Source organism: Sphaerospermopsis kisseleviana CS-549 (assembly GCF_028329225.1).
Taxonomy (GTDB): Bacteria; Cyanobacteriota; Cyanobacteriia; order Cyanobacteriales; family Nostocaceae; genus Sphaerospermopsis; species Sphaerospermopsis kisseleviana.
Genome location: NZ_JAQMTI010000116.1, coordinates 1 through 26,334, shown reverse-complemented (window position 1 = coordinate 26,334; position 26,334 = coordinate 1). Strand labels below are relative to the sequence as shown.

Annotated in this window: 25 protein-coding genes and 1 pseudogene; 12 read left to right on the top strand and 14 right to left on the bottom strand. The window is 36.5% G+C overall.

Features of this window, described 5'->3' with window-relative positions:
- Positions 1–203: 203 nt before the first annotated feature.
- Together metK and PN497_RS10345 are read right to left on the bottom strand one after the other, a co-directional pair.
- On the bottom strand, positions 204–1,478 hold the full coding sequence (metK, locus tag PN497_RS10350) for a methionine adenosyltransferase (protein WP_096565749.1): 1,275 nt from the start codon (positions 1,476–1,478) through the stop codon (positions 204–206).
- Between the two features lie 215 nt (positions 1,479–1,693).
- Entirely contained in the window at positions 1,694–2,698 is a 1,005-nt protein-coding gene (locus PN497_RS10345; protein WP_096565751.1) for a phosphoribulokinase, read from the bottom strand.
- A 777-nt stretch (positions 2,699–3,475) separates the two neighbouring features.
- Here PN497_RS10345 and petH point away from each other — a divergent pair.
- Together petH and PN497_RS10335 are read left to right on the top strand one after the other, a co-directional pair.
- Positions 3,476–4,792: a ferredoxin--NADP reductase gene (gene petH / locus PN497_RS10340; RefSeq protein ID WP_096565753.1), complete on the top strand. Its 1,317-nt coding sequence runs from the start codon at positions 3,476–3,478 to the stop codon at positions 4,790–4,792.
- A gap of 111 nt (positions 4,793–4,903) precedes the next feature.
- The gene (locus PN497_RS10335; RefSeq protein WP_096572569.1) at positions 4,904–6,193 is read left to right on the top strand and encodes a homoserine dehydrogenase; all 1,290 of its coding nucleotides are present in this window, start codon (positions 4,904–4,906) and stop codon (positions 6,191–6,193) included.
- Between the two features lie 195 nt (positions 6,194–6,388).
- Here the strand turns inward: PN497_RS10335 and PN497_RS10330 are convergent, their stop codons facing one another.
- Together PN497_RS10330 and PN497_RS10325 are read right to left on the bottom strand one after the other, a co-directional pair.
- Positions 6,389–6,826: a CAAD domain-containing protein gene (locus PN497_RS10330; RefSeq protein WP_096572570.1), complete on the bottom strand. Its 438-nt coding sequence runs from the start codon at positions 6,824–6,826 to the stop codon at positions 6,389–6,391.
- 225 nt (positions 6,827–7,051) lie between these two features.
- A pseudogene (locus tag PN497_RS10325) lies at positions 7,052–7,426 on the bottom strand (RNA-guided endonuclease InsQ/TnpB family protein); the annotation flags it as partial.
- A gap of 209 nt (positions 7,427–7,635) precedes the next feature.
- Between PN497_RS10325 and PN497_RS10320 the strand changes: the two are divergent.
- Positions 7,636–9,372 (top strand): sensor histidine kinase, encoded by a 1,737-nt coding sequence (locus PN497_RS10320; protein WP_096565755.1) that lies wholly within the window; start codon positions 7,636–7,638, stop codon positions 9,370–9,372.
- A 192-nt stretch (positions 9,373–9,564) separates the two neighbouring features.
- A complete protein-coding gene (gene pcrA / locus PN497_RS10315) occupies positions 9,565–11,895 on the top strand; it encodes a DNA helicase PcrA (RefSeq protein WP_096565757.1) in 2,331 nt (776 codons plus the stop codon).
- A 41-nt stretch (positions 11,896–11,936) separates the two neighbouring features.
- Here pcrA and PN497_RS10310 read toward each other — a convergent pair whose 3' ends face one another.
- The 8 genes from PN497_RS10310 to PN497_RS25915 all read right to left on the bottom strand — a co-directional run bounded on the left by PN497_RS10310 (position 11,937) and on the right by PN497_RS25915 (position 19,747).
- Positions 11,937–13,535 carry an Hsp70 family protein gene (locus tag PN497_RS10310; RefSeq protein WP_096565759.1) on the bottom strand — a complete coding sequence of 533 codons (1,599 nt, stop codon included), beginning with the start codon at positions 13,533–13,535 and terminating at the stop codon, positions 11,937–11,939.
- 151 nt (positions 13,536–13,686) lie between these two features.
- A complete protein-coding gene (locus PN497_RS10305) occupies positions 13,687–14,238 on the bottom strand; it encodes a nucleotide exchange factor GrpE (RefSeq protein WP_096565761.1) in 552 nt (183 codons plus the stop codon).
- Positions 14,239–14,251: 13 nt separating this feature from the next.
- Positions 14,252–14,740, bottom strand: coding sequence for a hypothetical protein (locus PN497_RS10300; protein ID WP_096565763.1), 489 nt, complete (start codon positions 14,738–14,740; stop codon positions 14,252–14,254).
- A complete protein-coding gene (locus tag PN497_RS10295; protein WP_096565765.1) occupies positions 14,737–15,858 on the bottom strand; it encodes an AAA family ATPase in 1,122 nt (373 codons plus the stop codon). Before PN497_RS10295 ends, PN497_RS10300 begins: the two co-directional genes overlap by 4 nt.
- Before the next feature lie 208 nt (positions 15,859–16,066).
- The gene (locus PN497_RS10290; protein WP_096572571.1) at positions 16,067–16,279 is read right to left on the bottom strand and encodes a DUF2997 domain-containing protein; all 213 of its coding nucleotides are present in this window, start codon (positions 16,277–16,279) and stop codon (positions 16,067–16,069) included.
- Between the two features lie 103 nt (positions 16,280–16,382).
- Positions 16,383–16,757 (bottom strand): DUF1257 domain-containing protein, encoded by a 375-nt coding sequence (locus PN497_RS10285; RefSeq protein ID WP_096565767.1) that lies wholly within the window; start codon positions 16,755–16,757, stop codon positions 16,383–16,385.
- Between the two features lie 62 nt (positions 16,758–16,819).
- A complete protein-coding gene (locus PN497_RS10280; protein WP_096565769.1) occupies positions 16,820–18,409 on the bottom strand; it encodes an AAA family ATPase in 1,590 nt (529 codons plus the stop codon).
- Between the two features lie 162 nt (positions 18,410–18,571).
- Complete coding sequence (locus PN497_RS25915; protein ID WP_096565771.1) at positions 18,572–19,747, bottom strand: GUN4 domain-containing protein; 1,176 nt, start codon at positions 19,745–19,747, stop codon at positions 18,572–18,574.
- A gap of 331 nt (positions 19,748–20,078) precedes the next feature.
- Between PN497_RS25915 and PN497_RS10270 the strand changes: the two genes are divergently transcribed.
- Both PN497_RS10270 and PN497_RS10265 read left to right on the top strand, forming a co-directional pair.
- A complete protein-coding gene (locus tag PN497_RS10270; protein WP_096565774.1) occupies positions 20,079–20,288 on the top strand; it encodes a hypothetical protein in 210 nt (69 codons plus the stop codon).
- Positions 20,278–20,805, top strand: a complete 528-nt coding sequence (locus PN497_RS10265) for a hypothetical protein (protein ID WP_096565776.1) — start codon at positions 20,278–20,280, stop codon at positions 20,803–20,805. The genes PN497_RS10270 and PN497_RS10265 overlap by 11 nt, the downstream gene beginning before the upstream one ends.
- Positions 20,806–21,048: 243 nt before the next feature.
- Here the strand turns inward: PN497_RS10265 and PN497_RS10260 are convergent, their stop codons facing one another.
- On the bottom strand, positions 21,049–21,774 hold the full coding sequence (locus PN497_RS10260) for a pentapeptide repeat-containing protein (RefSeq protein ID WP_096565778.1): 726 nt from the start codon (positions 21,772–21,774) through the stop codon (positions 21,049–21,051).
- Between the two features lie 617 nt (positions 21,775–22,391).
- On the opposite strand from PN497_RS10260, the gene PN497_RS10255 reads away from it, so the two are divergent.
- The 6 genes from PN497_RS10255 to PN497_RS10230 all read left to right on the top strand — a co-directional run bounded on the left by PN497_RS10255 (position 22,392) and on the right by PN497_RS10230 (position 25,088).
- Positions 22,392–22,652, top strand: coding sequence for a hypothetical protein (locus tag PN497_RS10255; protein WP_096565780.1), 261 nt, complete (start codon positions 22,392–22,394; stop codon positions 22,650–22,652).
- Positions 22,652–23,044, top strand: coding sequence for a type II toxin-antitoxin system VapC family toxin (locus tag PN497_RS10250; RefSeq protein ID WP_096565782.1), 393 nt, complete (start codon positions 22,652–22,654; stop codon positions 23,042–23,044). Before PN497_RS10255 ends, PN497_RS10250 begins: the two co-directional genes overlap by 1 nt.
- A gap of 113 nt (positions 23,045–23,157) precedes the next feature.
- Complete coding sequence (locus tag PN497_RS10245; RefSeq protein ID WP_096565784.1) at positions 23,158–23,355, top strand: hypothetical protein; 198 nt, start codon at positions 23,158–23,160, stop codon at positions 23,353–23,355.
- Positions 23,352–23,735 (top strand): type II toxin-antitoxin system VapC family toxin, encoded by a 384-nt coding sequence (locus PN497_RS10240; RefSeq protein ID WP_096565786.1) that lies wholly within the window; start codon positions 23,352–23,354, stop codon positions 23,733–23,735. Before PN497_RS10245 ends, PN497_RS10240 begins: the two co-directional genes overlap by 4 nt.
- Positions 23,736–24,402: 667 nt before the next feature.
- Positions 24,403–24,645, top strand: a complete 243-nt coding sequence (locus tag PN497_RS10235) for a hypothetical protein (protein ID WP_096565788.1) — start codon at positions 24,403–24,405, stop codon at positions 24,643–24,645.
- Positions 24,642–25,088: a type II toxin-antitoxin system VapC family toxin gene (locus PN497_RS10230; RefSeq protein ID WP_096565790.1), complete on the top strand. Its 447-nt coding sequence runs from the start codon at positions 24,642–24,644 to the stop codon at positions 25,086–25,088. Before PN497_RS10235 ends, PN497_RS10230 begins: the two co-directional genes overlap by 4 nt.
- A 97-nt stretch (positions 25,089–25,185) precedes the next feature.
- Here PN497_RS10230 and modD read toward each other — a convergent pair whose 3' ends face one another.
- Positions 25,186–26,028 (bottom strand): ModD protein, encoded by an 843-nt coding sequence (modD, locus tag PN497_RS10225; protein WP_006276295.1) that lies wholly within the window; start codon positions 26,026–26,028, stop codon positions 25,186–25,188.
- Between the last annotated feature and the right edge of the window lie 306 nt (positions 26,029–26,334).

Below are 26,334 nucleotides of genomic sequence, written 5' to 3'. Positions count from 1 at the left end.
GGTATACCGGAAAAAGTGTGCATTTTTTGGGATTTCAAGAGATGGCAAAGAAATTTTCAAATCTCCTCCTGACTCCTGACTCCTGACTCCTGACTCCTGACTCCTATGCCCTCACGGAAAGACTTTCTCAGCAACCCCTAAGTAATAGATGAAAATAAGATACCCGCTTTCTTAAAGAAAGTGGGTATCTGGGTTTGATCGTTCTAAGTTAATGCAGGTGCGATCGCTTCAGAAAGAGACTTATTAGCCGCTTGCTTCAACACATCCACTTTATCAGTCCGTTCCCAAGGTAAATCTAAATCAGAACGTCCCAAGTGACCATAAGCTGCAACGTCCTGATAAAAACGTCCGCCTCTTTCACTAGGTAAGTTGCGTAAATTGAAAGTGTGGATAATTCCTGCTGGACGCAGTTCAAAGTTATCTTTGACTAATTGCAGTAAGATTTCATCATCAACCTTACCAGTGCCAAAGGTATCCACAAAAATACTTACAGGTCTGGCTACACCAATAGCATAACTTAACTGGACTTCGCATTTTTCAGCTAAACCCGCAGCCACAATATTTTTCGCCGCATAACGAGCCGCATAAGCCGCAGAACGGTCTACCTTTGTGGGGTCTTTACCAGAGAAAGCACCACCACCATGTCGGGAATAACCACCGTAGGTATCAACAATGATTTTCCGTCCTGTCAGTCCAGAATCTCCTTGAGGTCCACCAATCACAAATTTACCAGTGGGATTGACTAAAAACCGTGTATCCTCAGTTGGTTTAACTGCAATATCGCCAAACACAGGCATGACTACCGCAGTCCACAGGTCTTCTTTAATCTTAGCTTGCACCGCCGCATCATCCGTAATATCCCCAATATTAGGTGTATGCTGGGTGGAAATTAAGATTGTATCAATACCTACAGGTTTACCATCTTCATAAACTACGGTAACTTGGGTTTTACCATCAGGCCGCAAGTATGGCAAATCTCCAGTTTTCCGCACTGCTGCCAATCTTCGGGCAATGCGATGAGCTAAACTAATGGGTAAAGGCATCAATTCTGGTGTTTCGTTACAAGCAAAACCGAACATGATACCTTGATCACCAGCACCAATTTTATCAAATAGTTCTTCACTATCAGCACTACGGGTTTCGTGGGCAGTATTTACACCTTGGGCAATATCCGGTGACTGCTCATCCAAAGCTACGAGTACACTGGCACTATTGGCAGAAAAGCCGTTAACTGCGTCAGTATAACCAATTTCCGCGATTTTTTTACGAGCCAGATTGACAAAATTTACATTGGCTTTGGTGGTAATTTCTCCAGTAATTAATACTAATCCAGTATTAACAACTACTTCAGCCGCCACCCGGCTACTAGGGTCCTGTGTCAACAAAGCATCCAGAATAGTATCAGAGATTTGATCACAGATTTTATCTGGATGACCTTCAGTTACAGACTCGGAGGTAAATAAATAGCGTCGAGACAAAGGAAAATCCTCCTGGAATAACTGGAATAATTTTATTCACTGACTAAATTTGGTTATTTTAGTTTCAGCTACTCATTTCTCAAATCATAACCATATTGACACAGAGAACAGGGAACAGGGAACAGGGAACAGGGAAAAAATTTACTTTCTCCACAACAAAAAAGGGGTACACCCACAGATGCAACCCCTTTTTGTGTTTAACAACATTGCTGGTTCTAGACTTGAGCCGCTAACTTTGCTTCCTTAGCTGTCAATTGTTCATAAACAGCACGCATTTTTAAACCTGTCAACACTTGGAACAAACCAGTTCCATTATTAGAACCTGGATATTCACGGTGTTGCAGTAATAAGTGAGTCATCTCACCTGTGTATTTGGTAGATGTATTGCTCAGATGGTTTTCGATGTAAATTACTTCGTCCAGGTTGTCAAACTGACCATCTACTTCTAAAACAGATACATAACGACCGTAGTACACATCAGAACCGTAGTAAAGCTGCATACCAGGGTAAGAACAGGTCAGTTTGCGTCCACAAGGAGTCCACTGAATGGTTGAACCTTCATCAAACAAGTATGCCGGATCAAACCCTTCCTTACCTTCTTTTTGTAACATCCGTACCCGCAATACTTTGCGCTCGGTATCATTTTTGATCAAGTTTGTGGGTAATACCTGTAAAACCACATCCGCAAATTCTCTTTGTGGTTCAATGAATTTTTCAAAGTCAGGTTTACGAGAATTGATTTGGGCTAATACATCTTCATAGCGGTGTCCACGTTCCGCCATATCTCGTTGAATCTTCCAGGCAATTTTGACTTCATCACTGATGTCAAAGTAAACACTGAAGTCTAGTAAGGCTCTCACTCGCTCATCATATAGAGGATGCAGCCCCTCAACTACTATAATGTGGTTGGGCTTAATCCGTTCTGGAGGATCAATCATGCCGGTTTCGTGGTTATAAATCGGCTTATCAACGGCATTACCTTCTTTTAGAGCTTTGATTTGCTCATACATGAGGTCAAAATTGTTTGCCCTGGGATCGAGTGCAGTGATACCAGTTTCTTTGCGTTGTTTACGATCAAGGCAATGATAGTCATCCAAGCAGATAACTGTCATTAATTCTTCACCAAATAAGTCGATCAACCGACGCAAAAACGTAGACTTACCGCACCCAGAGTCTCCAGCTACTCCAATCAATACCACGCGTTCCGGCTTACTTGTCATAAATCTCCTCTAAATACTAAAAAGATGACCAAATCAATATTTTTTTCACACAACAGATTTTTGAAGCTAGAGGTTTTACTCTAAGGGTAAAACCCTGCGTTCTTTTTATCCAGCATAAATACAGCATATCAGGGTAGTGATCAACATAGTCCTGTTAACTACTGATTTCTACTATCCTGAGTTCTGGACTGGTAAGTATTTAATCCTAGTGGTATACTAGATTTTAACAGAAAGATGTATTTTGTAACAGGCGTTGCTGTTAAAAACAATTGAATGGTGTAACAGTCTTATTCAACCATATTTTAGTTGACAATCGGCAACAGCAAACAGGCAATATTGATCTTTTTCCTAGCTCCCGGCTTCCGACTCTTGAATTCTCACATATTTGCCTGTTGAAAACTACCAAAGGGTATGTATAGTCAGAAAAATAATAAATTTAAATAAATTATTTCGTTTTATAGCGTAAATAATGACTATTATATGTTATTAGGAGAGGCAATAAGTATGTAATTAGTAAAAAAAAGTTTAAATTGATTTACTATTAACATTCTGTCAAAGACTTATCATCTACCTTAGAAGATGAACAGGTGTGTTGGATACCATACCTAATATAGTCTTTGCCGAGTGTACTGAGCAGGGCATCATTTTCATGATGCTGTTTTCTCACATTGTCAGTTTTATGCTTTTATGCAACGAAAATCCGGTAAACTTAAAGCTGACAATATGATGGGAATTTTTTTGATAAACGGTTAAGTAAATATTGGAGTGGTAGAACGAATGTACAATCAAGGTGCTGTTGAGGGTGCTGCCAACATAGAATCAGGTAGCCGCGTCTTCGTATACGAAGTGGTGGGTCTGCGTCAGAATCAAGAATCTGATCAAACGAACTACCCTATTCGTAAAAGTGGCAGTGTATTCATCAGAGTACCTTACAACCGCATGAATCAAGAAATGCGAAGGATCACTCGTCTAGGCGGTAAAATTGTTAGCATTCAGCCTATATCGGTGCTACAGCCAGTTAACGGTCAAGGAGCCGTAGACAGTGCTAACAGAGAAGTCAGCGAGCCAGTGACACCTGTAAATGCTAACAATGAGGAGATTGGTAAAGACGCACCCGTGAGTACCAGTAGCGAAGCCAAAGGTTTTGCTAAACCATCTAAGGATAAAAAAGGTAACACGATGACTCAAGCGAAAGCCAAACACGCTGATGTTCCTGTGAACACTTATCGTCCTAATGCTCCTTTTATCGGTAAGGTAATCTCTAATGAGCCGTTAGTAAAAGAAGGCGGAATTGGTATTGTTCAGCATATCAAGTTTGACTTGACAGGTAGTAACTTAAACTACATAGAAGGTCAAAGTATTGGTATTATTCCCCCTGGTATAGACAAAAAAGGCAAGCCCGAAAAGCTGAGGCTTTATTCTATTGCTTCCACTCGGCATGGTGATGATGTAGACGACAAGACAGTATCATTGTGTGTTCGTCAATTGGAATATAAAGATCCAGCAAGTGGCGAAACAGTTTATGGTGTTTGCTCTACCTATTTAACTCAGATTAAACCCGGTGATGAAGTAAAAATCACTGGTCCTGTGGGTAAGGAAATGCTATTACCTGAAGACACTGATACTAATGTAATCATGTTAGCTACAGGGACAGGTATTGCTCCTATGCGTGCATATCTGTGGCGGATGTTTAAAGATGCAGAAAGAGCAGCCAACCCAGAATATCAATTCAATGGATTTGCTTGGTTGCTGTTTGGTGTACCTAAGACGGCAAACATTCTCTATCATGAAGAATTGGAAGAGATGCAGGCTAAATATCCTGATAACTTCCGTTTGACCTATGCTATCAGTCGGGAACAACAAAACGCTCAAGGTGGCAGAATGTACATCCAAGACCGTGTAGCAGAAAACGCTGATGAACTGTGGCAGTTGATTAAAAATGAAAAAACCCATACTTACATCTGCGGTTTACGTGGTATGGAAGATGGTATTGATGCCGCTTTGTCCGCTGCTGCTGCTAAGGAAGGTGTGAACTGGAGTGATTATCAGAAAGGCATGAAAAAAGAAGGCCGCTGGCACGTGGAAACCTACTAATGTGGTCAATGCTCAATAGTAATTTAATTCCAAATTCTCAGCTTTAAGTTTGTAGGTGGGGCGATGCCCTGCCTACAATTGTTTTGTGTATATCGTTTGGGTGCAAAATCTGTGGGTGTTAAACTAGGAATATTAGGATTAGGTACTGTGGGAACGGGGACTGTACAATTGTTGCAGGACTTGGAAGGTCGTCACCCACTGTTGCAGGAAATCGAAATTTATCGCGTGGGAGTGCGATCGCTTGATAAACACCGAGATGTAGAACTACCATCGGGGGTAGTGACTACGGATCTAGAAGCAATTGTCAATGATCCAGATATAGATATAATTGTGGAAGTCATGGGAGGATTAGAACCAGCGCGATCGCTGATCCTCACTGCTATTAAAAATGGTAAGCACGTAGTCACAGCTAACAAAGCTGCTATTTCCCGATTTGGGGCAGAAATATTTACCGCTGCCAACGCATCTGGGGTATATGTGATGCTAGAAGCTTCTGTTGGTGGTGGTATCCCTGTGATTCAACCCCTCAAACAGTCTTTAAGCGTTAATAAGATTCATACTATCACTGGCATTGTTAACGGTACAACTAACTACATCCTTAGCCGGATGCAAACGGAAGGCGGCAACTTCAACGATGTTTTGGCTGATGCTCAACGTTTAGGTTATGCAGAAGCTGACCCCACAGCTGATGTTGATGGCTTGGATGCGGCTGATAAAATTGCTATTTTGGCATCTTTAGGTTTTGGCGATCGCATCAACTTGCAAGATGTCTATTGTGAAGGCATTCGCCAAGTCAGTAAGACCGATATTACCTATGCTGCTAAATTGGGATTTGTGATTAAATTATTGGCGATCGCCAAAGGCCAAATCGGTGATAATTCTCAGCTATCAGTGAGAGTCCATCCTACTTTAGTACCCCAAACTCATCCTTTAGCTAGTATCAATGGTGTTTATAATGCCATTCTTGTGGAAGGAGAACCCATTGGCCAAGTGATGTTTTTTGGACCTGGTGCTGGTGCTGGTGCTACTGCTAGTGCTGTCTGCTCAGATATTTTAAATCTGGTAGCGACGTTGAAAACTAATACCCCTAAAGTAAATCCCTTGTTAGCTTGTAGACATCAACATTACTGTCAAATAGCGCCAATTTCTGAACTTGTTACCCGATTTTACACTCGTTTCCTCAGCAAAGACCATCCCGGAGTCATCGGTAAATTAGGAACTTGCTTTGGTAAATATGGCGTGAGTTTAGAGTCAGTCGTCCAAACCGGTTTTCAGGAAGAACTAGCAGAAATTGTCGTTGTCACCCACGATGTGAAAGAGGGCGACTTTAGACAAGCTTTAGCCGAAATTCAAACCCTGGAAGCAATAGATAGCATTCCTAGCATTTTACGAGTGCTTTGAAGAGATAGATGACTGGGGACTGGGGACTGGTGACTGGTGACTGGGGAAGAAAATTAAAAGTCAAAAGTCAAAAAATAGGGAACAGGGAACAGGGAACAGGGAACAAGAAATATTTATTTTGCTCCTGCCTTCTGCCTCCTGCCTCCTGCCTCCTGCCTTTTGCCTCCTGCCTCCTGCCTCCTGACTGCTTAAAAATTAAGATTCCGAAGAGTCTTTACCTACAACTTGTGATTTGAGGGTTGTAATTTCACTGGTTAACTCTTGCCGAGTTGAAGCTTTGAGTAAATAGCGATACACAAACCAGGCAGAATAACCAATACCAATCAATTCAAAGGTAGGTGCTACCAAGGGAATACCATTGAGAGAATCTAGTACAGCCAGTAAAACCTTAACAGTGACAATTGCTGTAATCACTAAACCAATGCTAATTATAGGCTGCTTGTATTGATTAAAGAAGTTACCCACATAGTCAGGTAATGTGCCTAAAAAGCCAGAAACTTGCTGCCCATATTTGAGCCATTGCTCTTGAGACTGTACAGGAGGCTGTAGTTTGGTGATGCTTCCTGCTTGGGTGTTGATATCTGGGATTGTTGTTTCTTTTGACTTGGTTTCTGTATATTCTGGTTCTTGCATTTTCACTTCCATAATTTTGACAGTGGAGTTTTCTTAATCCTCACTATTCTGACCACAAGACTGTTTACTAAGCAATGGACTATTTCTCACTATTAAAGCTATATTCAGCCAGATTCGTCAATTGGCTTTTTCATCTTGATTTTAATATGTAACAATTTTTAGGTTTGTTCAAATAGACTAGACATTATTGACGCTCCCCACCTTAAAAGGACGGGGATTCTTGCTTCAATGAGCAACCATGCCCAAACTTGTTACCAAATCTGGGTAGAGGGTCATCTCTCCACAAGCGTTAACACTTCGGCTTCGCTCAGTGTAAAAAGTTTCCGTCCGCCCGACGGTACTTAAATCATAGCCTGTCTGTTTTAGTGCCTTCGCCAAAATATTGATTGCAGCGTTGTGGTCCCGATCAAGAACACACCCACAGTTACAAACATGAGTTCTAACTGACAGTGATTTTTTGACAATTTCTCCACAATTAGCACAATTTTGAGAAGTATATTGTGGTGTAACTGGTACAACCACACGCCCGTAAATCTTCCCAAAATATTCTAACCATTGAGTAAACAGCGACCAACTAACATCACTAATTGACTTGGCTAATACGATAAAGTATCTCTACCAAGTTCCGATAATTTATCGGGCGTGGTTTTGGCTCACTCGATTTTCTTATAAGTCCATGCTATTATCTGGAAAAGAATGATTTAATCCTGTTATCCAAAAGGATAAATGATAATTTAATCATATTTAAAGTCATTATCAAGGTTAAACTTGGTTGGTGATATTTGTAGGAAGGTTAAGAAAATGCTGGGATACCAGATCAAAAGCTTTACCTTGTTGACAAAAGTTGGGAAAGCAAAAAAGTGTCAACTCAAGAGCCAAAAATAGATGAACTTCCAACAATAGAATTTCCCTCCCGTGGGAAACTTAAAGCTAGTTCATGGCGTATCCATCAAAAAATTGGCTATGGCTACTTTGTAGCTATTGGAATAGGCTTTTTTGGTTCCTTGACAGGGTTAGTGCTGGCCAACTACTACCGAGGCAGAGAAGTCCGACAGTTCCATCAAGCTAAACAGCAAGAACAACTACTGAATAATTATAAAAATGCCATATTTGAGGCACAGTTGCATAGCGCGAATTTAGTGGCTGTTTTAGAAAATACACAAAAGCGAACCCAGAAAAAAGATGAATTACTGACTTCTTTTGCTGAAGCTCAAAAATTAGACACAAATATCAGCGCATATATTAGCAGTAAGCCCGAGACTTTAGCTGCCAATAGCAACACTTTACAAACTTTATTATCAGATTATTCTAGTAATTTTAAAGTTTATATTGAGCAAGTAGAAAAAATTTTACAAAAACTTGATAATAATGCTTTACAGTCTGAACAAGTAGAAACTGTACGCAAAGAGTTACTGGAAGTTATGAACAGTAACACTGTCGAGGATCTAGATAATTTATCAAATAAGTTGACGAGAATTTTAAGAACGGCGCAAGAACAAGAACAGGATAGGCAAAACGATGTAGAGGAAGCGAGATTTGTAGAAAGAACAATTTTTATAGTCAGTATGCTGCTATCTGTGGCTATTGCAGCTGTGGTAGCTTGGCGTACCAGTCGAGCGATCGCTGAACCTGTAATTACTGTCACTCAAGTAGCTGAACAAGTGGCCAAAAAATCTAATTTCGATTTACGCGCTCCCATCACTACTGATGATGAAATTGGCTTGCTGGCTAAATCTCTCAATCGCTTGATTGAGCGAGTATCTGAACGCACTAAACAACTCGAACAAGCCAAAGAATTAGCTGAAGCTGCCAGCACAGCAAAAAGTCAATTTCTCGCTAATGTCAGTCACGAGTTACGCACACCGTTAAATGCAGTTATTGGTTTAAGTCAACTTTTGCAAGATGATGCTGCTGATTTTGCTGCATCCCCAGATTTTATCACTGATTTAGAAACTATCAATTCTGCCGGTAGACATTTACTAAAACTCATTAACGATATCCTGGATGTGTCAAAAATCGAAGCTGGGAAAATGACTCTTTACCCAGAGACATTTGATATTACAAATTTGATTAATAATGTTGTTCTCACAGTTAAACCAGCTATGGAAAAAAATGGCAATACTTTACAGGTGGACTGTGATGATAATCTAGGGACAATGTATACTGATCAAACCAGGATGCAACAAGTATTATTAAACTTACTCAGTAATGCGGCTAAATTTACCACTAACGGCAAAGTGACTTTGACGGTTAAGCATGAAAAAATCAAATTACGTCAAGACGCGCCCTTGAGTGTAATTAGTTTTACTGTAACTGATACAGGAATTGGAATGTCCCCTAGTCAGCAGCAGCAGCTATTTCAACCTTTTACCCAAGGAGATAATTCCACTACGAGGAAATATGGCGGTACTGGGTTAGGATTGGCTATTAGCCGTCATTTTTGTCAAATGATGGGGGGTGAGATTATTGTCAAAAGTCAGCTTGGTGCTGGTTCAACCTTTAAAGTCAATTTACCTTTGACGGTGCAGGTGACAGGTGACAGGTGACAGGTGACAGGTGATGGGTGACAGGTGATGGGTGATGGGTGATAGAGTTAAGAGTTAAGAGTTAAGAGTTAAGAGTTTGTTGGAATCTGATATTTCCTTACCCAAGTTGCTGAGGATATTGTAGTCTGACCAATAGCTACAATTGATAAATGTCATTTTACAGATATCACTGCATCGCTCTTTCACACACCTATGACTACAAATATTGATTTTCTCAGCCATCTTAACCCCAGTCAACGCATAGCAGTTGAACACTATTGCGGACCGTTATTAGTTGTCGCTGGTGCGGGTTCTGGTAAAACTCGTGCGCTTACTTACCGTATCGCTAATTTGATTCTGCAAAACCGTGTTAACCCTGAAAATATTTTAGCGGTGACTTTCACTAACAAAGCTGCACGGGAAATGAAAGATAGGATTCAAAGGTTATTTGCTGAACAATTAGCTATTTCTCAACATGGTCAAAAGTTTGATTTATTACCAGAATATGAACAAACTCAATTGATATCTAAGGTTTACCGCACTATTATTAAAAATATGTGGTGTGGCACTTTTCATAGTCTTTTTTCTCGCATTCTTCGTTATGATATCGAAAAATACCAAGATGAAAAAGGACGACGTTGGAATAAAAACTTTTCTATTTTTGATGAATCTGATGTCCAAAGCTTAATCAAAGAAATTGTTACTAAAGAACTTAATTTAGATAGTAAAAAATTTGATCCTAAATCTGTGCGTTACGCCATTAGTAATGCAAAAAACCAAGGTTTATCACCCCAGGAATTTGAACGGGAACAGCCAAATTATCGGGGTCGGGTAATTGCTGATGTTTATAATCTTTACCAAGATAGATTAGCACAAAATAACGCTTTGGATTTTGATGATTTAATTTTAATCCCCACGAGATTATTTCAACAAAATGAACAAGTTTTAGGGTATTGGCATCGGAAATTTTGTCATATTTTAGTAGATGAATATCAAGACACAAACCGCACTCAATATGAATTGATTCGTCTGTTAGTAACTAATGGTGAAAACAGAAAGAGTGAGTGGGATTGGCAAAATCGGTCTGTGTTTGTGGTGGGTGATGCTGACCAATCTATTTACAGTTTTAGAATGGCTGATTTTACCATATTACTTGAATTTCAACAAGATTTTGGCGATGGTTTAGAGGATGATGATACCAGAACAATGGTAAAATTAGAAGAAAACTATCGCTCTTGTGAAAATATCCTCCAAGCTGCTAATGAACTAATAGAAAATAACACCCAACGTATTGATAAAATTCTCAGAGCTACACGGGATGCAGGGGAAGCAATTTATTGTTATAAAGCAGATGATGAAATAGCAGAAGCAGATTTTGTGATTAATCAAATTCGCACTTTAGAACATCAAAACCCGGAATTAAATTGGGGTAGTTTTGCTATTCTTTATCGCACTAACGCCCAATCTCGACCTTTTGAAGAATTATTAGTAAAATATCAAATTCCTTATACAGTTGTCGGGGGAATGAAATTTTATGACCGCAAAGAAATTAAAGATGTTGTTGCTTATTTAAGAGCAATTAATAATCCAGCGGATACTGTTAGTTTATTAAGAGTTATTAATACTCCTCGTCGGGGAATTGGTAAAGCTACTATTGACGCTTTGATGAATGCTTCCCAACAATTAGGTACAACTTTATGGGAAATATTAAGTGATGAAACATCAGTAAATACTTTAGCTGGACGTGCAGCCAAGTCTGTGAATGGTTTTGCTAGTATAATTCAGAAATGGCAAGAACAAATTACAAAAATTCCCGGTTCTGAGATTTTAGAAGGAATTTTAGATGATTCTAACTATATTCGGGATTTGATGGAACAGGGAACGGATGAAGCTGATAATAGAATCAGTAACGTCAAAGAATTGTTTAACGCTATCACTCAATTTGAAGACGATAATAAAGGTGATGATATTTCCTTGCAAGCATTTTTGCAAAGTGCGGCGTTAAGTTCTGATTTAGATAATTTAAAAGAAGGACAAACAGCAGTTTCTTTAATGACTTTGCACGCTTCTAAAGGTTTAGAATTTCCTGTAGTATTTTTAGTTGGGTTAGAACAGGGGTTATTTCCTGGTTATCGTTCTTTGCAAGATCCCGCATCTTTAGAAGAAGAGAGACGTTTGTGTTATGTGGGGATAACACGCGCTAAGGAAAGATTGTATTTATCCCATGCCAGAGAAAGAAGGTTGTATGGTAGTAGAGAACCAGCTTTGCGATCGCAATTTTTGGAAGAACTACCCCCAGATTTATTAACCACCAAACGGAAAAATACCCGTACTTTCACTAAATCACCATCAGCAAAAACAAATAATCAAAGCATATCAGAAAATTGGCAAGTAGGCGAAAAAGTCTTACATAAAACTTTTGGCATTGGTGAAATTACTCATGTTTTTGGAACGGGTAATAAGATATCTGTAGCGATTAAATTTGCTAGTTTAGGTCAAAAAATCATTGATCCGAAAGTAGCGCAGTTGCAAAGGATGGAATAAAAGGGACTGGGGACAATTGACTGGCGCTTAGAGATATTATCTTACCTCAATTTATAAATTTCACCTCTATTAACTAATATCTCTGCTGTTAATAAATCCTTAACAGTTGCTAACAAAATCCGACGAGAATCAACTTCAAATAATACGGATATTCTATCAAATCCTGCTGCGCCTGGAGGGTTAAGTTTTGCTACACATACCTGTTGATGTTGGGTATCTAAGGAACGGTAACTTTCTTGATGTTGGAGAGTGCTAGAAGTCATTCTACCTGAAGCGTCAAAAGCTATTTCTGTTTGTGTCATATCACCTAATTCCCCAATATCTAAACGAATTTCTGTTTGTCCATTATTTGCTGTTTGTAAGGTTAACCATTGGGAACTTTGACAAGGATATTTTGTACCTTTGGTAAATATAGGATGATAAATATAACTTTTGCTGTAATTATCCCATAAACGAATCGCATAACTATGACGCAAAAAATCATCTATTTCTGTAATTTGCGTAATTGCTAACGCACCATGACATACAGCATCAAAGGGTTTATTTAATTTTACCTTACTTTTACCAAAATAAGAAATAATTAATTGTTGAACTGCGGGAATTAAACAACTTCCTCCTACTAATAAAATCTGTTCAATATCATTTTTAGCAATACCTTTTCTCAGTGCAAATGTTAAAACTTCATCTAACGCATCCCGTAACTGTTGTAAAAATTGTCGATATTCTAAAATTTCTTCTAATTTTTCACGGGTAATTTTTAACTCATAAGACATAAAAGATTCATCATCAAACCAACTTTCGGAAGCAGTTTGATTTTTAGAAAGTTGAATTTTTAAACGTTCAGCAATTTCTAAAAGATTTTGATAACTGATTTTACCAACTTGTTCAGGTGTGAGATTTTGAGAACGTAAATAATCATCAACTATCCAAACATCAATATCTTCACCACCTACATAAGCTTCTGATTTGGCTAAAACCTCAGCACGTAAGTTATGATTATTAATATTATTTTGATGAGAATTATTAACAGTTCTCACTAAACTTAAATCCAGAGTTCCCCCACCAAAATCTACAACTAAAATTAATTTACCAGGAGATTTTACAGCATAACCTAAAGCTGCGGCGGTAGATTCATCTATAATAGAAACATGGGGAACATTTAATTTATTACCTAACTCTCGAAACCAATCTAAATAACGTTCAAAAGCACCAACAGGAACGGTAAAAACTAAATGACTAGGTTCTATATTCTGCTGTTTAATTTCCTGCCAAATAGTTTGGATAAACAACTCAGAAACAGCAACAGAATTATAACTAATTCCATCAATTTGACGTGGTGGTGGTTGATAATCTCCAGCTAAATCACGTTTAAACTTTTTAAATAATCTTTCTGGGGGATAATTTTGAGAAAGTCCTAAACGTTGACTTCTCACACCTTCACCTAATATAATATTATGACCTGATTTAATAAACATTAAACTAGGAATAACCGGATATTCTAATCTTTCACCTTGAGAAGTAACACCCACAAATACACGGGATAAATTAGGGAAACGTAAACTTTTAGGTTGTTGGGTATCAACTTCTAGAATACTAATTACAGTATTACTCGTACCAAAATCAATTGCAATAGTAGTCATAAATTTAGGAGTCAGGAGTCAGGAGTCAGGAGTCAGGAGTCAGGAGTCAGGAGTCAGAATAATAAATCAATATAATTAACTTCTCTTTATCTTCTTTGCGTCTACCCTTCGGGATCTCCTGACGGAGATTGCGTTTTTGCGTGAGATATATTCAATTATTATTAAAACCTCCTGGTAAAGTGCGACTAACTTTAGCAGGATAGAGAACTTTCTCACCATCTTGATAACCTATAAACCGAATATAAACTAAATCACCTTCTTGAATATCATCACTATCAGCTTGATGTATTTGGGGATTATAATTAACCTGTTCCCAAGTTTCCCCAATCACAGTATAACCCCAACTGGCCATTAAATTATCTAAAGATGTAAATAGAGAAACAATATTTTTAGCGGGTAAGTCAGGTTTTGTTAAAGCCATTTTTTTGACTGTGGGATAGTTGGTAAGTAAAGTTTGCAGTTGGGTAAAGGTTTCATTTTGAAAATCAGTTTTTAATTGTTGAGATTGTTGTTTTAATTCTTCCCGCAGTCGTTGACATTGTAACTCTAAATCTTTGATTTTATGTTCTGTATCTGTTGCGGTTGTATTTTGATGTTGAATAGATGTATTTTCCTGAGTTTCGGGAAATAGGAAACGCAGAATAATATAAAAGATGATAGCGAGAATTAGACCGAAACCGAAATGATTAATTTGTTCTAGCATATTATTTGTTAGTTTAATTCGGGAACAGAAATGGTTTAACAGATAAAATCATCCGCTCTAACTCAGGTTTATTGTCTATGAGAACAGGATGTTCCCATAATCCATTTTCCCTTTCAGAGCAAGCTTTAGCAAGTGCTTGTCCGATATTCTCACGACTTTGTTTAATATCTCTTTGAAGACTTTCTGGATTAGGGTTGAACACCAAAATAAATACTCTATTTTTTATATCTTCAGGAATACATTCTTCTACATAACTTCCTCTATTTTGATAGACATCACGATCAATGATTAATAAGATATGTTTGTTAAGATTTTGTCGCAGTTGGGGAATATATTTTTTTTCAAATTTATCTTTAACATTTACCCATCCACGCGCTTTTTGTAGACATTCAATCTTATCCGCATCTACGTTTAAATTTAGACAAAATCCGTTAACAATATCATTATGAGCCTTATCTTCTAATAAGATGAGAAGATGTGGTCTATACTCATTTGGACTCATAATTCTATATCTCCACAAATTAGGTCATCAATCAGATCAACTCGATCTCCACGACCAGGTATCTCACTAATTAACCTAATTAAAGTTGGTTCTAAGTGACTTTTCCGATCAAGGAAAAAGGTATTTTCATCAGAGAATTTTTTGATTGCTTCAGGATTGTGAGAAGTTACTAAAAGTTGTCCATTATTTGTAAATGAACGTCGTAAAGACATAGTAAAATGACCTACTACCGATAGAGAAAGATAATTATCAGGTTCATCCCAAAAGCAAAAAACCGGACCATAGAATTGATTAGCAGCTAATACCACAGCACAAAGAAAAAAGCATTTTTCACCATCTGATAAATCTTGAAAATTAACATTTAAAGTAGCTTGATTTTTCTCAAATCTAACGATGAGACTTTTCACGTCTTTACCAATAGTTTCATTGACAAAATCTTGAAAGTCTGGCATAAGTTTTCGGAGATATTTGTCAATTTCTCTATAGGCCGCAGGATATCTACCCAGTAAACCAGAAAACCATTCTCCAATATTTGTACCATCTTTTTTTGGTTGTAAAGTTTCCCCGTGAGAATCTCCAGTCATTAAACTAGGAATTGGTGCTAAAATAATCATCTCAGCCAGCCAATTCTTTAAAACATAAAGACTATCATTACTAATTATTGGCATAGCTACTAAATGCCAATCTACAGAAAACTGAGCTTCTTTATTTTGGGTATTACTATGAATAGTAACTTGAGCGTTTTTTCGAGAGTAAATTGCATTTCCATCAACTAGAAGTTGTTCTTCAAAAACTCGCAGTTCTTGAAAATTTTCTGGTAACTCTAACGCGAGAATATACTGATATAATTGATTTTTCAGTAATACTTCTATTTCTAAGCGAATGGGAACTTCAAACTTTCCATAAGCAAAATCATTTCGTCCAATAAGATTATTTTTTTCAAGTTCACGTAGTCTATTAATTCCTCTAGCAATAGATTGAAGTACCTCTAATGCTTTAGCAATAGTTGATTTACCTGTACCATTTTTGCCAATCAATATAGCAGATGGCATATCTTTTATTTTCAGTTCAAAGTTTTCTAAACATCGGAAATTATTTACATATAGTCTTTGAAGCATAATAAAGCCGTTCCTAGAAGTAAAAAATGAAGATTCTTGGGCGGTGATATACCCATTATAGGTTCAAATACCCAACTTATCTAAGAAATTTCTCGTTCCCAGTCTCCAGACTGGGAATGCCATTTTAGAAGTTCTACCTCTATTTTATCATGAGGCAGAGCCTCTTTTTTGCATTCCTTGTCAGAGACAAGGAACGAGTAATGATAGTTTATTGTTGTTGTAAGGTTTGATTTTCGGAAGTTGTAATCATCTCATCATCTTGATAATATTCTGGTAATAATTCCTGAGATTCTATTTCTCCTAAAGATTTTTCTAAACTTTTTGTAGTTTTCAAACAACTAGAACCAGTGGCATTTAAAACCCGTTCCACAATTTTACCATCTTTACCAATGCGATATTCAATCTTTTGATATTCTGCCATAATGATTTTTCCTTTTGTCCTTAGATCCCCGACTTCTTTTAACATCTTATCAATCAATGATTAATTTATGTCAGAAGTCAGGGATCTTTTTGTGCTTTCTTATTTAAACCCATTTACCAACAACAACCCGCACCGTACCATCTGCTAAAACTTCCTCTTCCTCTACATCAAAACCTTCAGTTTGTATGGTTTCCATCAAACTTCTATGGGCGTATTTTTGACTAATTTGATTAATAAAATCCTGCTGATTAATTTCCGCACCCCAAAAATCTGCAACCAATTCATAAATTCCTCCCTGTTGACGAAAACCTAAATCATAACCATTAGATTGCTTAATCACATATTCAGCATTGGTTTTATTACCCATATAACCACGAACCTGAGAATTTAACTCAACTTGATAACCTAACTCTTGCAATATTTGATGGAGAACATCACCATTTTTAATTTGTACTTTGATAGTTGTAAAATGAGACATAAAAAATCAACTCCTTTTTTCATTTATGAATTATCAATTGTCAATTATCAATTATCAATTATTTAATCCACCTCCAACGGACCCAAACCTTGCTGCTGAGAATAAACCTTTAACTCTTCCATTAACAGTGTATCAATAGAAGCCGTTCTTGCGCCAGCTTCCGCCGCCCAACGTTTTAAACTGGTAATTTGTTCCTTAGCAATAGCCGCCAAAGGTACAGTTTCCGATACCGCATCTAAAATATCTTCTGTGTTAAAATCTCGCCTATTTCCAGCAACCAAACTACCAAAAGCGCGGTGCATACCATCAATAATTACTTGTTGAATTTCTGCACCGCTAAAGTTTTCGGTATTTCTGGCAAGTTTCTGTAAATCAAATTCTCGCAGTCGGGAAGGGCGAACTTTTTGAATGTGGACTTTAAAAATATCATGGCGTTCTTTTTCCGTAGGTAAATTTAAAAAGAATATTTCATCAAATCGCCCTTTTCTTAATAACTCGGCTGGTAATATTTGCACATTATTAGCAGTAGCCACCATAAACACGGGACTGGTTTTTTCTTGCATCCAAGTTATTAATGTTCCAAATACTCGGCGCGATGTTCCCGAATCACCATCAACCCCACTATTAATATTACCAAATGCTTTATCTATTTCATCCATCCATAATACACAGGGTGATATTGCTTCTGCTAATTGTATCATTTGGCGAATGCGATTTTCACTTTCTCCCACTATTCCTCCAAATAATCTACCCACGTCTAAACGTAACAATGGTAAACGCCATTCGTGGGCGATAGTTTTGGCTGATAATGATTTACCTGTTCCTTGGATTCCTACTAATAAAACGCCTTTGGGGTTGGGTATGCCATAACGTCGTGCTTCTTCGGTAAAAGCATCTTGACGCATTCGCACCCACTGTTTAAGATTTTCTAAGCCACCGACGTTTTTTAATGATTCATTGGCGGTGTAAAATTCTAATATTCCGGTTTGGCGAACTGCTTGTTTTTTCTCTTCTAAAACTCTATCAATATCTGTTTCGTTAACTTGTCCTTTTGCTGCTAAAGCTGCGGCTAAAACTCTTCTAATTCTGGCGCGACTTAATCCTTGACAGGCTTTGATTAATTGTTCTTTTCCTAGTCCATTTAAGTTAAGTTTTTCGGGGACTATTAATTGATGAATTAAATAATCTATTTCTTGGATGTTGGGTAAGGGAAAATCAATTACTGTAATTTCTTCTTGTAGTTCTGGGGGAATGGTTAATATATGACTGGTGAGGATGAGGGTTTGGCGTGTGCGTTTGAGTTGACGGGTGAGGTTTTTGATAGCACGAATAACGGGAGCATTTTTTTCTGTTTCGGGGTTTTTGAGGATAAAATGAATGTCTCGCAATACAAAAATTGTGGTTGTATTTTCTGGGGTTTTGGTAATTCTTGATAATGCACCCATGACTGAACCTTTATCAGTTCCGTTGTCATCCCAACCGGTGACGATATCCCATAATAATAGTTGTCGTGGTGTCTGGGATATTTGGGTGAGTTGTTGCAGGACTTGTTCTATTGGTTCTTCTTCGACTCCGACTATATATAGTAGGGGATAGCGGGCGCGAAGCATGAGGTCTATTTGTTGGAGTAGTTGTTGATGGGGGTTATTCATTATGTATGAATAGGGGGATTAGTTGTTAGTTTATTGGGTTTGCAATAAAAACCTGTATTTCATTTAACTCCATCTGCTTGTTTTCTCTTAGCTCGCCGCCTGTCAAGCCTTTCCTGTTTTAGTCGTTGGGCTGTATCCAAAGCAGACAAGGTTAAAATTCGCTTACATCTGGATGCGAGTGAACAGATCCATGGACCGCAACGTCAAAGAAGTGAGAGGAAGAGATAAACGCAGATTCTTAATCTCGCTATAAGCCAACCCGTACATCGAATCTGCCAGCCCCCTAGTTCTAGTTCTATCTCTATAGCTATAGCTATAGAGATTCTGAATCTCGCTATAAGTCAACACGTCTTCCAAACCAGAACCCTGCCGATGCTTCAAATAAACCTTCCCTTCACAACCCTTTACTAAACCCCACGGTATATCCTCCATGTCCATACCAACAATTTCATGATGAACTGACCAGGGAAGTAGACCCTTTGGTGCTTCTTTATTAGCAAATTCTTGTGAGTGTGTCATTCTATACAACTCTACTTGCTCTGGAAAAGAAAGATAGTAGTAGTCATCCCACGAGTCTGGATGAAAACTGGGCAAGATATCACTGTATCTACTACTCACCGACCTGTTTTTCTTCCATCCTACTTTGTCACAAAAGGCTAAGGCTTCCGAAATTGTCCAATGTTTAGTTCCACCCAAACTTTGATAAATACGCTGTTGAACAGAAAAACCAAACTTTCCATTGCTATATTTTACCCACAACTTGTCAATAGTACGGAGGTCTTCACAGGGGAATTTATTAATACTGTCAATATTTAACCAACCTTCTCCTTCCCGTTTGGCTACTGCTAACATTACCCGTCTTGTTTCTTTGTCAGCTTCTTCCCATTTCCCTACTGCGAGTAAATCTCTTAAATGAGTATAGTCTGTTGAACATCCTAGTTTTAAATGTGCATCGGACTTTCTTAACGCCTGATTAACTTTACTTATTAAGATTTGTTCAATATTTTGATGATTTGGGTGTTTAAAGACAAATTTTCTGATTTTCTCAAGTAAGCTTGGTTCTGAAGATTTATTTTCTTCTTTCCAAAACTTTAACAATAAATAAGCCGCATCTTGTACTTCTACAGCTTCATCCTTTAAACTTTTAATTACTAAATCTAAACCCTGTTCTCCATAATTCAATGCTTGCTCAAGTGCAGCAATTCTCACATTTGCATCTGGATTTTGTAACCGTAATTTTACCCCTTCAATACCACCTAAAACGGCTGCACCTTCTAGTGATGGACTATTACCACCAAGCACAGCATCGTATTCTCGCGGTTGTTGTGGATTATTCATGATTGGTTAATAGTTGGTTTCATGTATACTGTATCTAAAATAGCATATTTGAGTAACTTTGTTATTTGTTTACATAATTTTAATATTGTCTGAATCAGGTGGTTATCGAGTTTCGACTACGCTCAACTACCGCGACTTGTACTGAGCGACATTGAGACAAATAGAAACTTGACGAAATTGAAAATATAGCCTAATATAAAGAGTTTAAGAAGTTCCAAGAGTAAGAGGGTAAAAGCGCCAATAGCTACTGAGTCCTGGAAGATACGACTACACGGAAACCCATGATGAAGCTCCTAATGTTAAAATATTATATCAGGATGTCTATATATTTATGGGTAAAAAATATGACATTAAACAAATTGATGCCATTGCTAGAGAATTTAGTATGTCAGAGAAATTAAGAAAAGCATTTGGTAAATTTATCGAGATAGAAAAAAGAAATGGTTATGGTGGAACTTTAAATGATAGAGGTGATTTTACATATCAGGAACTTAGACAAAAAGCTAAAGAATTTTTAGAGGATATTGATTATGACTCCTAAAACATCTCTTGCTAATTCTATACAAAATCTGAATCAAATTATTCAACCAATTATCGGCGAAACTTGCCATCAAATTGGATTTAGTTATGGTGATGAATTAATATTAGACTTTGGTGAAATGAAACCTTATAATCATCCTAAGTTAAAACACTTAAACAAAGGAAGCTGGCAACTTTTCACTAGGGCAACACCTTGGAGTTTAACGTTCGGAAATCTTTTGTCTGGAATTCATTCATCTATTTTAGATATACACCCAAATAATGAATTTGTTGAAAGATTGTTACAGCCGTTAGAAAATACAAAGCTGACTAATTTTGCCCTTGGTGGCAATCATGATTTTACACTCACTTTATCATTTGAGGGTGAGGATAATTATAATTATAAATTTATTTTAGAACCAGATTTAGAAGATGATTCTGGTCTTGCTTACTGGGAATTATTAATGCCAAATGAGCAAATTTTGATAGTAGGACCTGGACAATTTTGGGAATGTAAATCAATTCATGAATGTGATTAATTTTGACTTTACTGATCTATCTAATTCTACACCTTCAATTAGATCATGAGCAGCTTCCGACATTTCTATACTTTCAGCCTTAACTTGTCACCAATAACCCCAACCCCCTTCCCGCAAGCGATGAGGGGGATTATGATAAGCTGTTACACAGCTAAATTGTATAATCCTAATATTCTGAACTCTTGTGGAACAGGCATCCTGCCTGTCAAACTTATACAAGTCAAATACACAACAGCTTATTTATTAAATTCCAGAAATGTTACTTATCACAGTTTGTTTATTAACATGGGCGAAAAAAGATTTAGTTCCTGTTACGTTAGCATATTCAAGATTTGTGTTTAAAAAACTTGTATTGGCAATAATAGCATTTTGAAGATTTGCTCCATATAAATTAGCACTATCAAATTTAGTTTCAGTTAAATTTGTTGACTCTAAATTACATCTTTTCAGAGTAGCTTTGATTAGAATAGCATCTGAAAAATTTGCTTCTTTGAAGTTACATGATAAATTTTCATTAGATCCTATACTTTCTGTTAAGTTAGCTTTTGCGAGATTAGCTTTAGTGAAATTGGAATTAATAAAATTTGCCTTTGTCAAGTTTGCACCTTGAAGATTAGCATTAGAAAAATTAGTGCTAGTTAGCGATGATTGAGATAGATCAGATTCTTGCAAATCGGCATTAATAAGATTGACTCTTGTAAGGTTAGCTTGAACTAATTTAGAATTTTTTAAATTCACATTATGTAAGTTAGCATCAGTCAAATCTTGTCCGCTCAAATCAACTCCTTCAAGATTAGGGAGATAGGTTTCTTGCTGTCTAAATAGATTCCATGCTTTAATTCCTGCTGTACCAGCTTTTAATAAATTTATCGCTCTTTCTGTGGTCATTTTCAGATCAGGACTACTTGATATTTGATTTTCACCACCAAGCACAGCATCATACTCTAGAGGTTGTTGGGGATTATTCATGATTAGTTAATAGTTAGTTTCATGTATGTTGCGTTAAATGTAGCATATTTAGGTAATTTGGTTATTTGTTTACATAATTTTAATATTGTCAGAATCAGGATGTCCAGGATTTGAGGATGTACAGGATGTGATTGGATGATTATTTGTTGTGTGATGAATGTTGTGGTTGTCAGAATCAGGATGTCCAGGATTTGAGGATGTACAGGATGTGATTGTTTAATTATTGGTTAGGTTTTGATGATTGTGATAGGGAAAGGTAAATATTTATTAAGTGTGATGTAAGAATCAATACATAAACAACAGTGATTAACCATCAAATAATCATCCTGTTAATCCTCTAATCCTGGTTATCCTGATTCAGACAAAAGGTTAATTTTTATGAAATTACTGTAATAATCAATACATCATTCACGTCTAGTAATTATCAAATAATCATCCTGTTAATCCTCTAATCCTGGTTATCCTGATTCAGACAAAATATTAAGTTAATACTCATTAACCATCAAAGAATCATCCTGTTAATCCTTAAATTCTGGTTATCCTGATTCAGACAATATGTTACAATCGGAATAGAGGTAAAAGCAAAAATTCCGTAATTAAATTGATCAGAAAAGACAATGCAACAAATTAATTTTGATGCTCGTGTAGATGAAAATGGTTGTTTATATCTGAAACTTCCCCCAAATTTTGCCGGGATGGAAATAACAGGAAAACTTTTATATCAAGTTCATCCTATTTCCTTACCCAATCACAAAGAGAATAAAATTGATATTAATCTTGTTCGGAGTATTTGTCATCAGATTAGAAATTTACCAGTTCTTGATAGCAGAACTCCTGATGAAATCATCGGTTATAACGAGTTTGGAATCCCAGAATAATGGTTATTGATACTTCTGCTATTATGGCAATTATTTATGCTGAACCTGAAGAATTGATATTTATTGAACTTATTAACAAAAGTGCAGAATGTTTACTTTCTTCTCCAGGTTATGTAGAAGCATCCATTGTTTTAGGTACTAAACATGGTCAGCAAGGTGTAGAAAATCTTAACTTATTAATTGCAGCATTGTCTATAACTATTGTACCTTTTACTGTAGAACAGGCACAATTAGCAAGTGCAGCATTTTTGAAATTTGGTAAAGGCCGTCATCCCGCAAAACTGAATATGGGAGATTGCTTTTCTTATGCTTTAGCAAAATCTAACAATCAACCTTTATTATTTAAAGGTAATGATTTCATTCACACCGATATTGAGCAAGTTAATTATTAATTGATGCTATATTTGATGTAGAAAATAATCATCCTGTTAATCCTTTAATCCTGGTTATCCTGATTCAAACAATATGTTACAATTTGAATTAAGAGAAACAGGAGCATAAAACTATGCCATTAATCAAAATACCAAAACATTATCTTGTATCTCAAGATGAAGATTCAATTACAGTAGATGTACCAGAATCAATGTTATCATATTGGCAAAAAGACTATGAAAAAATTAGTAAAGCTAAAGGTATTTTAAAACATAAAAAATCAGCTATGTTAGCTCATTTAGATCATCTGCGTCAGGAGTGGGATAAATGAGATATCTTTATGATACAAATATTGTTATCTACTATTTAGCTGATGATATAATAGCTGATTCATGGTTTGCAGAAGAATTTGTTAATGTACACGAAATTCTACTTTCACCGATTATCCGCATTGAATTACTGAGTTTTACTGGCTTATCAAAAGAGGAGGAACAGTCTATTGAAAATTTACTATCTCAGTTTAACACAGTTCCATTATCACAAGAGATTGAAAATAAAACCATCCAATTAAAGCGAAATTACAAAATTAAACTTCCTGATGCAATTATCGCTGCTACAGCAATAAATCAAAACGCTATTTTAGTAACAAGAAATATTAGTGATTTTCAGGCAATTACAGAATTAAAAATAGTAAATCCTTTTGCTAATTGATTAATCCTATAATCCTGGTTATCCTGATTCTGACAAAATATTAAGTTAATAGTCATTAACCATCAAATAATCATCCTGTAAATCCTCTAATCCTGGTTATCCTGATTCAGACAAAAAAATTCTAACTTTTTGACTTTTGACTTCCCGAAGGTAGTCCTGATTCAGACAAATAGAAACTTGACGAAATTGAAAATATAGCCTAATATAAAAATATAGGATGCAGCAGACATGATTTAGGCGTTGAAAGATAGTCTAAACATGACATCCCGTTACCTGTATGGTCGAGGAATTCCGGTAAAGACGTTCTGAATACCAAAAATTGATTTTTGGCGAAGACTCCTCAAGGAGTCTTTGTTACTTAAGGACTGGGTAATTTTTTATTGTTTAATAAGTTTTTGGCTATTACAAAAAAGCGAACTTTTTTTATTTTACCTATACCATCATATTTAGGGTAGGCGCATTGGTTAGGTTTTGATGATTGTTACAGGGAAAGGTAAATATTTATTAAGTGTGATGTAATAATCAATACATAATTTACGTCTAGTAATCATCAAATAATCATCCTGTTAATCCTATAATCCTGGGTATCCTGATTCTGACAGTTGACAGATTATAATTAAAATACAGTACAATATTGCCTATAACCTAGTAAATAAAATAGATAATTATGAATGTACAACTTGTTGACTCGCTTGTAGAAATTGTTTCCAAATTAACTCCCGAAGAAAAACAACTTTTCCAAGAAAGGCTGAGTTATCAGGATTTCAACAAACAACCTAAAAAGCCTTTAACCTCTGAAGAAAGATTAAAACTTTGGCAAGAGTGGATAGAAAAAGCTCCTAAAAGTTCTGTTAATCTTTCTGATGAAGCACTACGTCGAGAAAACATTTATGATGATCGAGGAAGATGAGTAGTTACTTATTAGATACCAATATTCTGTTACGTTCAAGAGATATCACATCTCCTGATTTCCATCTAGTTGATAACACAATTAAATATTTAATATCTAATAATCATCAATGTTTTATTACCCCTCAAGTAATCATTGAATTTTGGGTTGTTGCTACTCGTCCTGTCAATGTTAATGGCTTAGGATGGACTGTAGAACAAACAACTCAAGCAGTACAAATGTTAATAAGTCAATTTGATTTACTAGCAGAAACACCAGATGTATTTTCTATTTGGTTGAACTTAGTAACAACATATAATATTTCTGGTAAACGAACTCATGATATACACATATTAGCAGTGATGATTGCTCATAATATCAGCCATATTTTAACTTTAAATCCCAAAGATTTTATAGATGTTCCTGAAATTACAATTATTCATCCTCAAAATATTAATAGCTAAGAATATAGCATATTATAGTTAATAGTCATTTGTTAATCCCATAATCCTGGTTGTTATAGATTTGGGACAAGGAGAAGCAGAAGTATTAGCATTAGGATTACCTCCGTTTCATCTTCGCCCCAATATCAGCAGGTTTACCAAAATACGGGTAACTCGTCACCAAAATATCTACCCCTGTGCTGGCATAATTCCTGACATTTTCTAAATTAATTCCACCTGCTGCTGCTAATTTTAAACCTGGATATTTCTGCTTTAATTCTGTAACCAAACTACCTAGTTCTACAGTAGGAATTTTATCAAATTGAATTAAATCAACTCCTGCTTCAGCCACCATCCAAGCATCGGTTTCTGTTTCCACTTCAATAGCAATTTTTTGTTCTGGAAATCGTTTTCTCATTTGGTTGATACGTTCACTTATTTCTGCAATACTATCTATAAATAGTAGGTGTTGTTTAAAAATCAAAACTGTTTCTGATAGTCCTAAACGGTGGGGAGTAGCACCACCAGCTAAAATTGCTTTCATGGAAATAATTCTTGTACCAGGAAAGCATTTGCGAGTGGTGACAACTGCCACATCAGAATTTACATTTTTAGCAGCATCAACTAATTCTTTTGCACGGGTAGCAATACCAGAAGCGTATTCCATTAAATTTAACGCTACTCTCCAACCAATATGTAAAGCTTCCGCACAACCACTAGCTTTGAGAATTAATTGCTGTGCTGTTAAACAAGTTCCACTTTCTAGTAAATATTCAACTTTTGCACCACATTTTTCAAATACTCTTGCTGCTTCTTCTGTTGCACAAATAGTCATGGTGTGACGGGTAGAAAATTCAATTTCTCCTAATTCTTTACCTATATTTAATCCATAGGTAGTTAAATCGAGAAATGGGACATCTTCTGCAATTAATTGTGCTATTTCTTCGTCAGAAAAGAACATTCTCATATCAGATCCGTTGGAATAGTTATATTATCTGTGAGGGTAGTCAAAAGGCAAGAGGCAAGAGTGAAGAGGAGAAAGTTGATTATCAGTAATTAACTGGACTTGATATCATTTATTTTGTCCGTTGGAATAGGGAACATATCTGTTTGAGGGGGGAACAGGCTTACAAGGGTAGGTTTTTTACATTGTCGTGAGGGCAAGACTTGGGGGACAAGGAAGGACAGTGGACAAGGGAGGAAAACAGTACAAAATCATCTTCTCTTGGTAACAAAAAGACCATTGTGCTGATAAAATCTTCCTTGT

Bases quoted from the DNA above. Each gene is read 5' to 3' on its own strand.
- PN497_RS10345 (WP_096565751.1), bottom strand. From the start codon at position 2,698: ATGACAAGTAAGCCGGAACGCGTGGTATTGATTGGAGTAGCTGGAGAC.
- petH (WP_096565753.1), top strand. From the start codon at position 3,476: ATGTACAATCAAGGTGCTGTTGAGGGTGCTGCCAACATAGAATCAGGT.
- PN497_RS10330 (WP_096572570.1), bottom strand. From the start codon at position 6,826: ATGCAAGAACCAGAATATACAGAAACCAAGTCAAAAGAAACAACAATC.
- pcrA (WP_096565757.1), top strand. From the start codon at position 9,565: ATGACTACAAATATTGATTTTCTCAGCCATCTTAACCCCAGTCAACGC.
- PN497_RS10310 (WP_096565759.1), bottom strand. From the start codon at position 13,535: ATGACTACTATTGCAATTGATTTTGGTACGAGTAATACTGTAATTAGT.
- PN497_RS10305 (WP_096565761.1), bottom strand. From the start codon at position 14,238: ATGCTAGAACAAATTAATCATTTCGGTTTCGGTCTAATTCTCGCTATC.
- PN497_RS10300 (WP_096565763.1), bottom strand. From the start codon at position 14,740: ATGAGTCCAAATGAGTATAGACCACATCTTCTCATCTTATTAGAAGAT.
- PN497_RS10295 (WP_096565765.1), bottom strand. From the start codon at position 15,858: ATGCTTCAAAGACTATATGTAAATAATTTCCGATGTTTAGAAAACTTT.
- PN497_RS10290 (WP_096572571.1), bottom strand. From the start codon at position 16,279: ATGGCAGAATATCAAAAGATTGAATATCGCATTGGTAAAGATGGTAAA.
- PN497_RS10285 (WP_096565767.1), bottom strand. From the start codon at position 16,757: ATGTCTCATTTTACAACTATCAAAGTACAAATTAAAAATGGTGATGTT.
- PN497_RS10280 (WP_096565769.1), bottom strand. From the start codon at position 18,409: ATGAATAACCCCCATCAACAACTACTCCAACAAATAGACCTCATGCTT.
- PN497_RS25915 (WP_096565771.1), bottom strand. From the start codon at position 19,747: ATGAATAATCCACAACAACCGCGAGAATACGATGCTGTGCTTGGTGGT.
- PN497_RS10270 (WP_096565774.1), top strand. From the start codon at position 20,079: ATGGGTAAAAAATATGACATTAAACAAATTGATGCCATTGCTAGAGAA.
- PN497_RS10265 (WP_096565776.1), top strand. From the start codon at position 20,278: ATGACTCCTAAAACATCTCTTGCTAATTCTATACAAAATCTGAATCAA.
- PN497_RS10260 (WP_096565778.1), bottom strand. From the start codon at position 21,774: ATGAATAATCCCCAACAACCTCTAGAGTATGATGCTGTGCTTGGTGGT.
- PN497_RS10255 (WP_096565780.1), top strand. From the start codon at position 22,392: ATGCAACAAATTAATTTTGATGCTCGTGTAGATGAAAATGGTTGTTTA.
- PN497_RS10250 (WP_096565782.1), top strand. From the start codon at position 22,652: ATGGTTATTGATACTTCTGCTATTATGGCAATTATTTATGCTGAACCT.
- PN497_RS10245 (WP_096565784.1), top strand. From the start codon at position 23,158: ATGCCATTAATCAAAATACCAAAACATTATCTTGTATCTCAAGATGAA.
- PN497_RS10240 (WP_096565786.1), top strand. From the start codon at position 23,352: ATGAGATATCTTTATGATACAAATATTGTTATCTACTATTTAGCTGAT.
- PN497_RS10235 (WP_096565788.1), top strand. From the start codon at position 24,403: ATGAATGTACAACTTGTTGACTCGCTTGTAGAAATTGTTTCCAAATTA.
- PN497_RS10230 (WP_096565790.1), top strand. From the start codon at position 24,642: ATGAGTAGTTACTTATTAGATACCAATATTCTGTTACGTTCAAGAGAT.
- modD (WP_006276295.1), bottom strand. From the start codon at position 26,028: ATGTTCTTTTCTGACGAAGAAATAGCACAATTAATTGCAGAAGATGTC.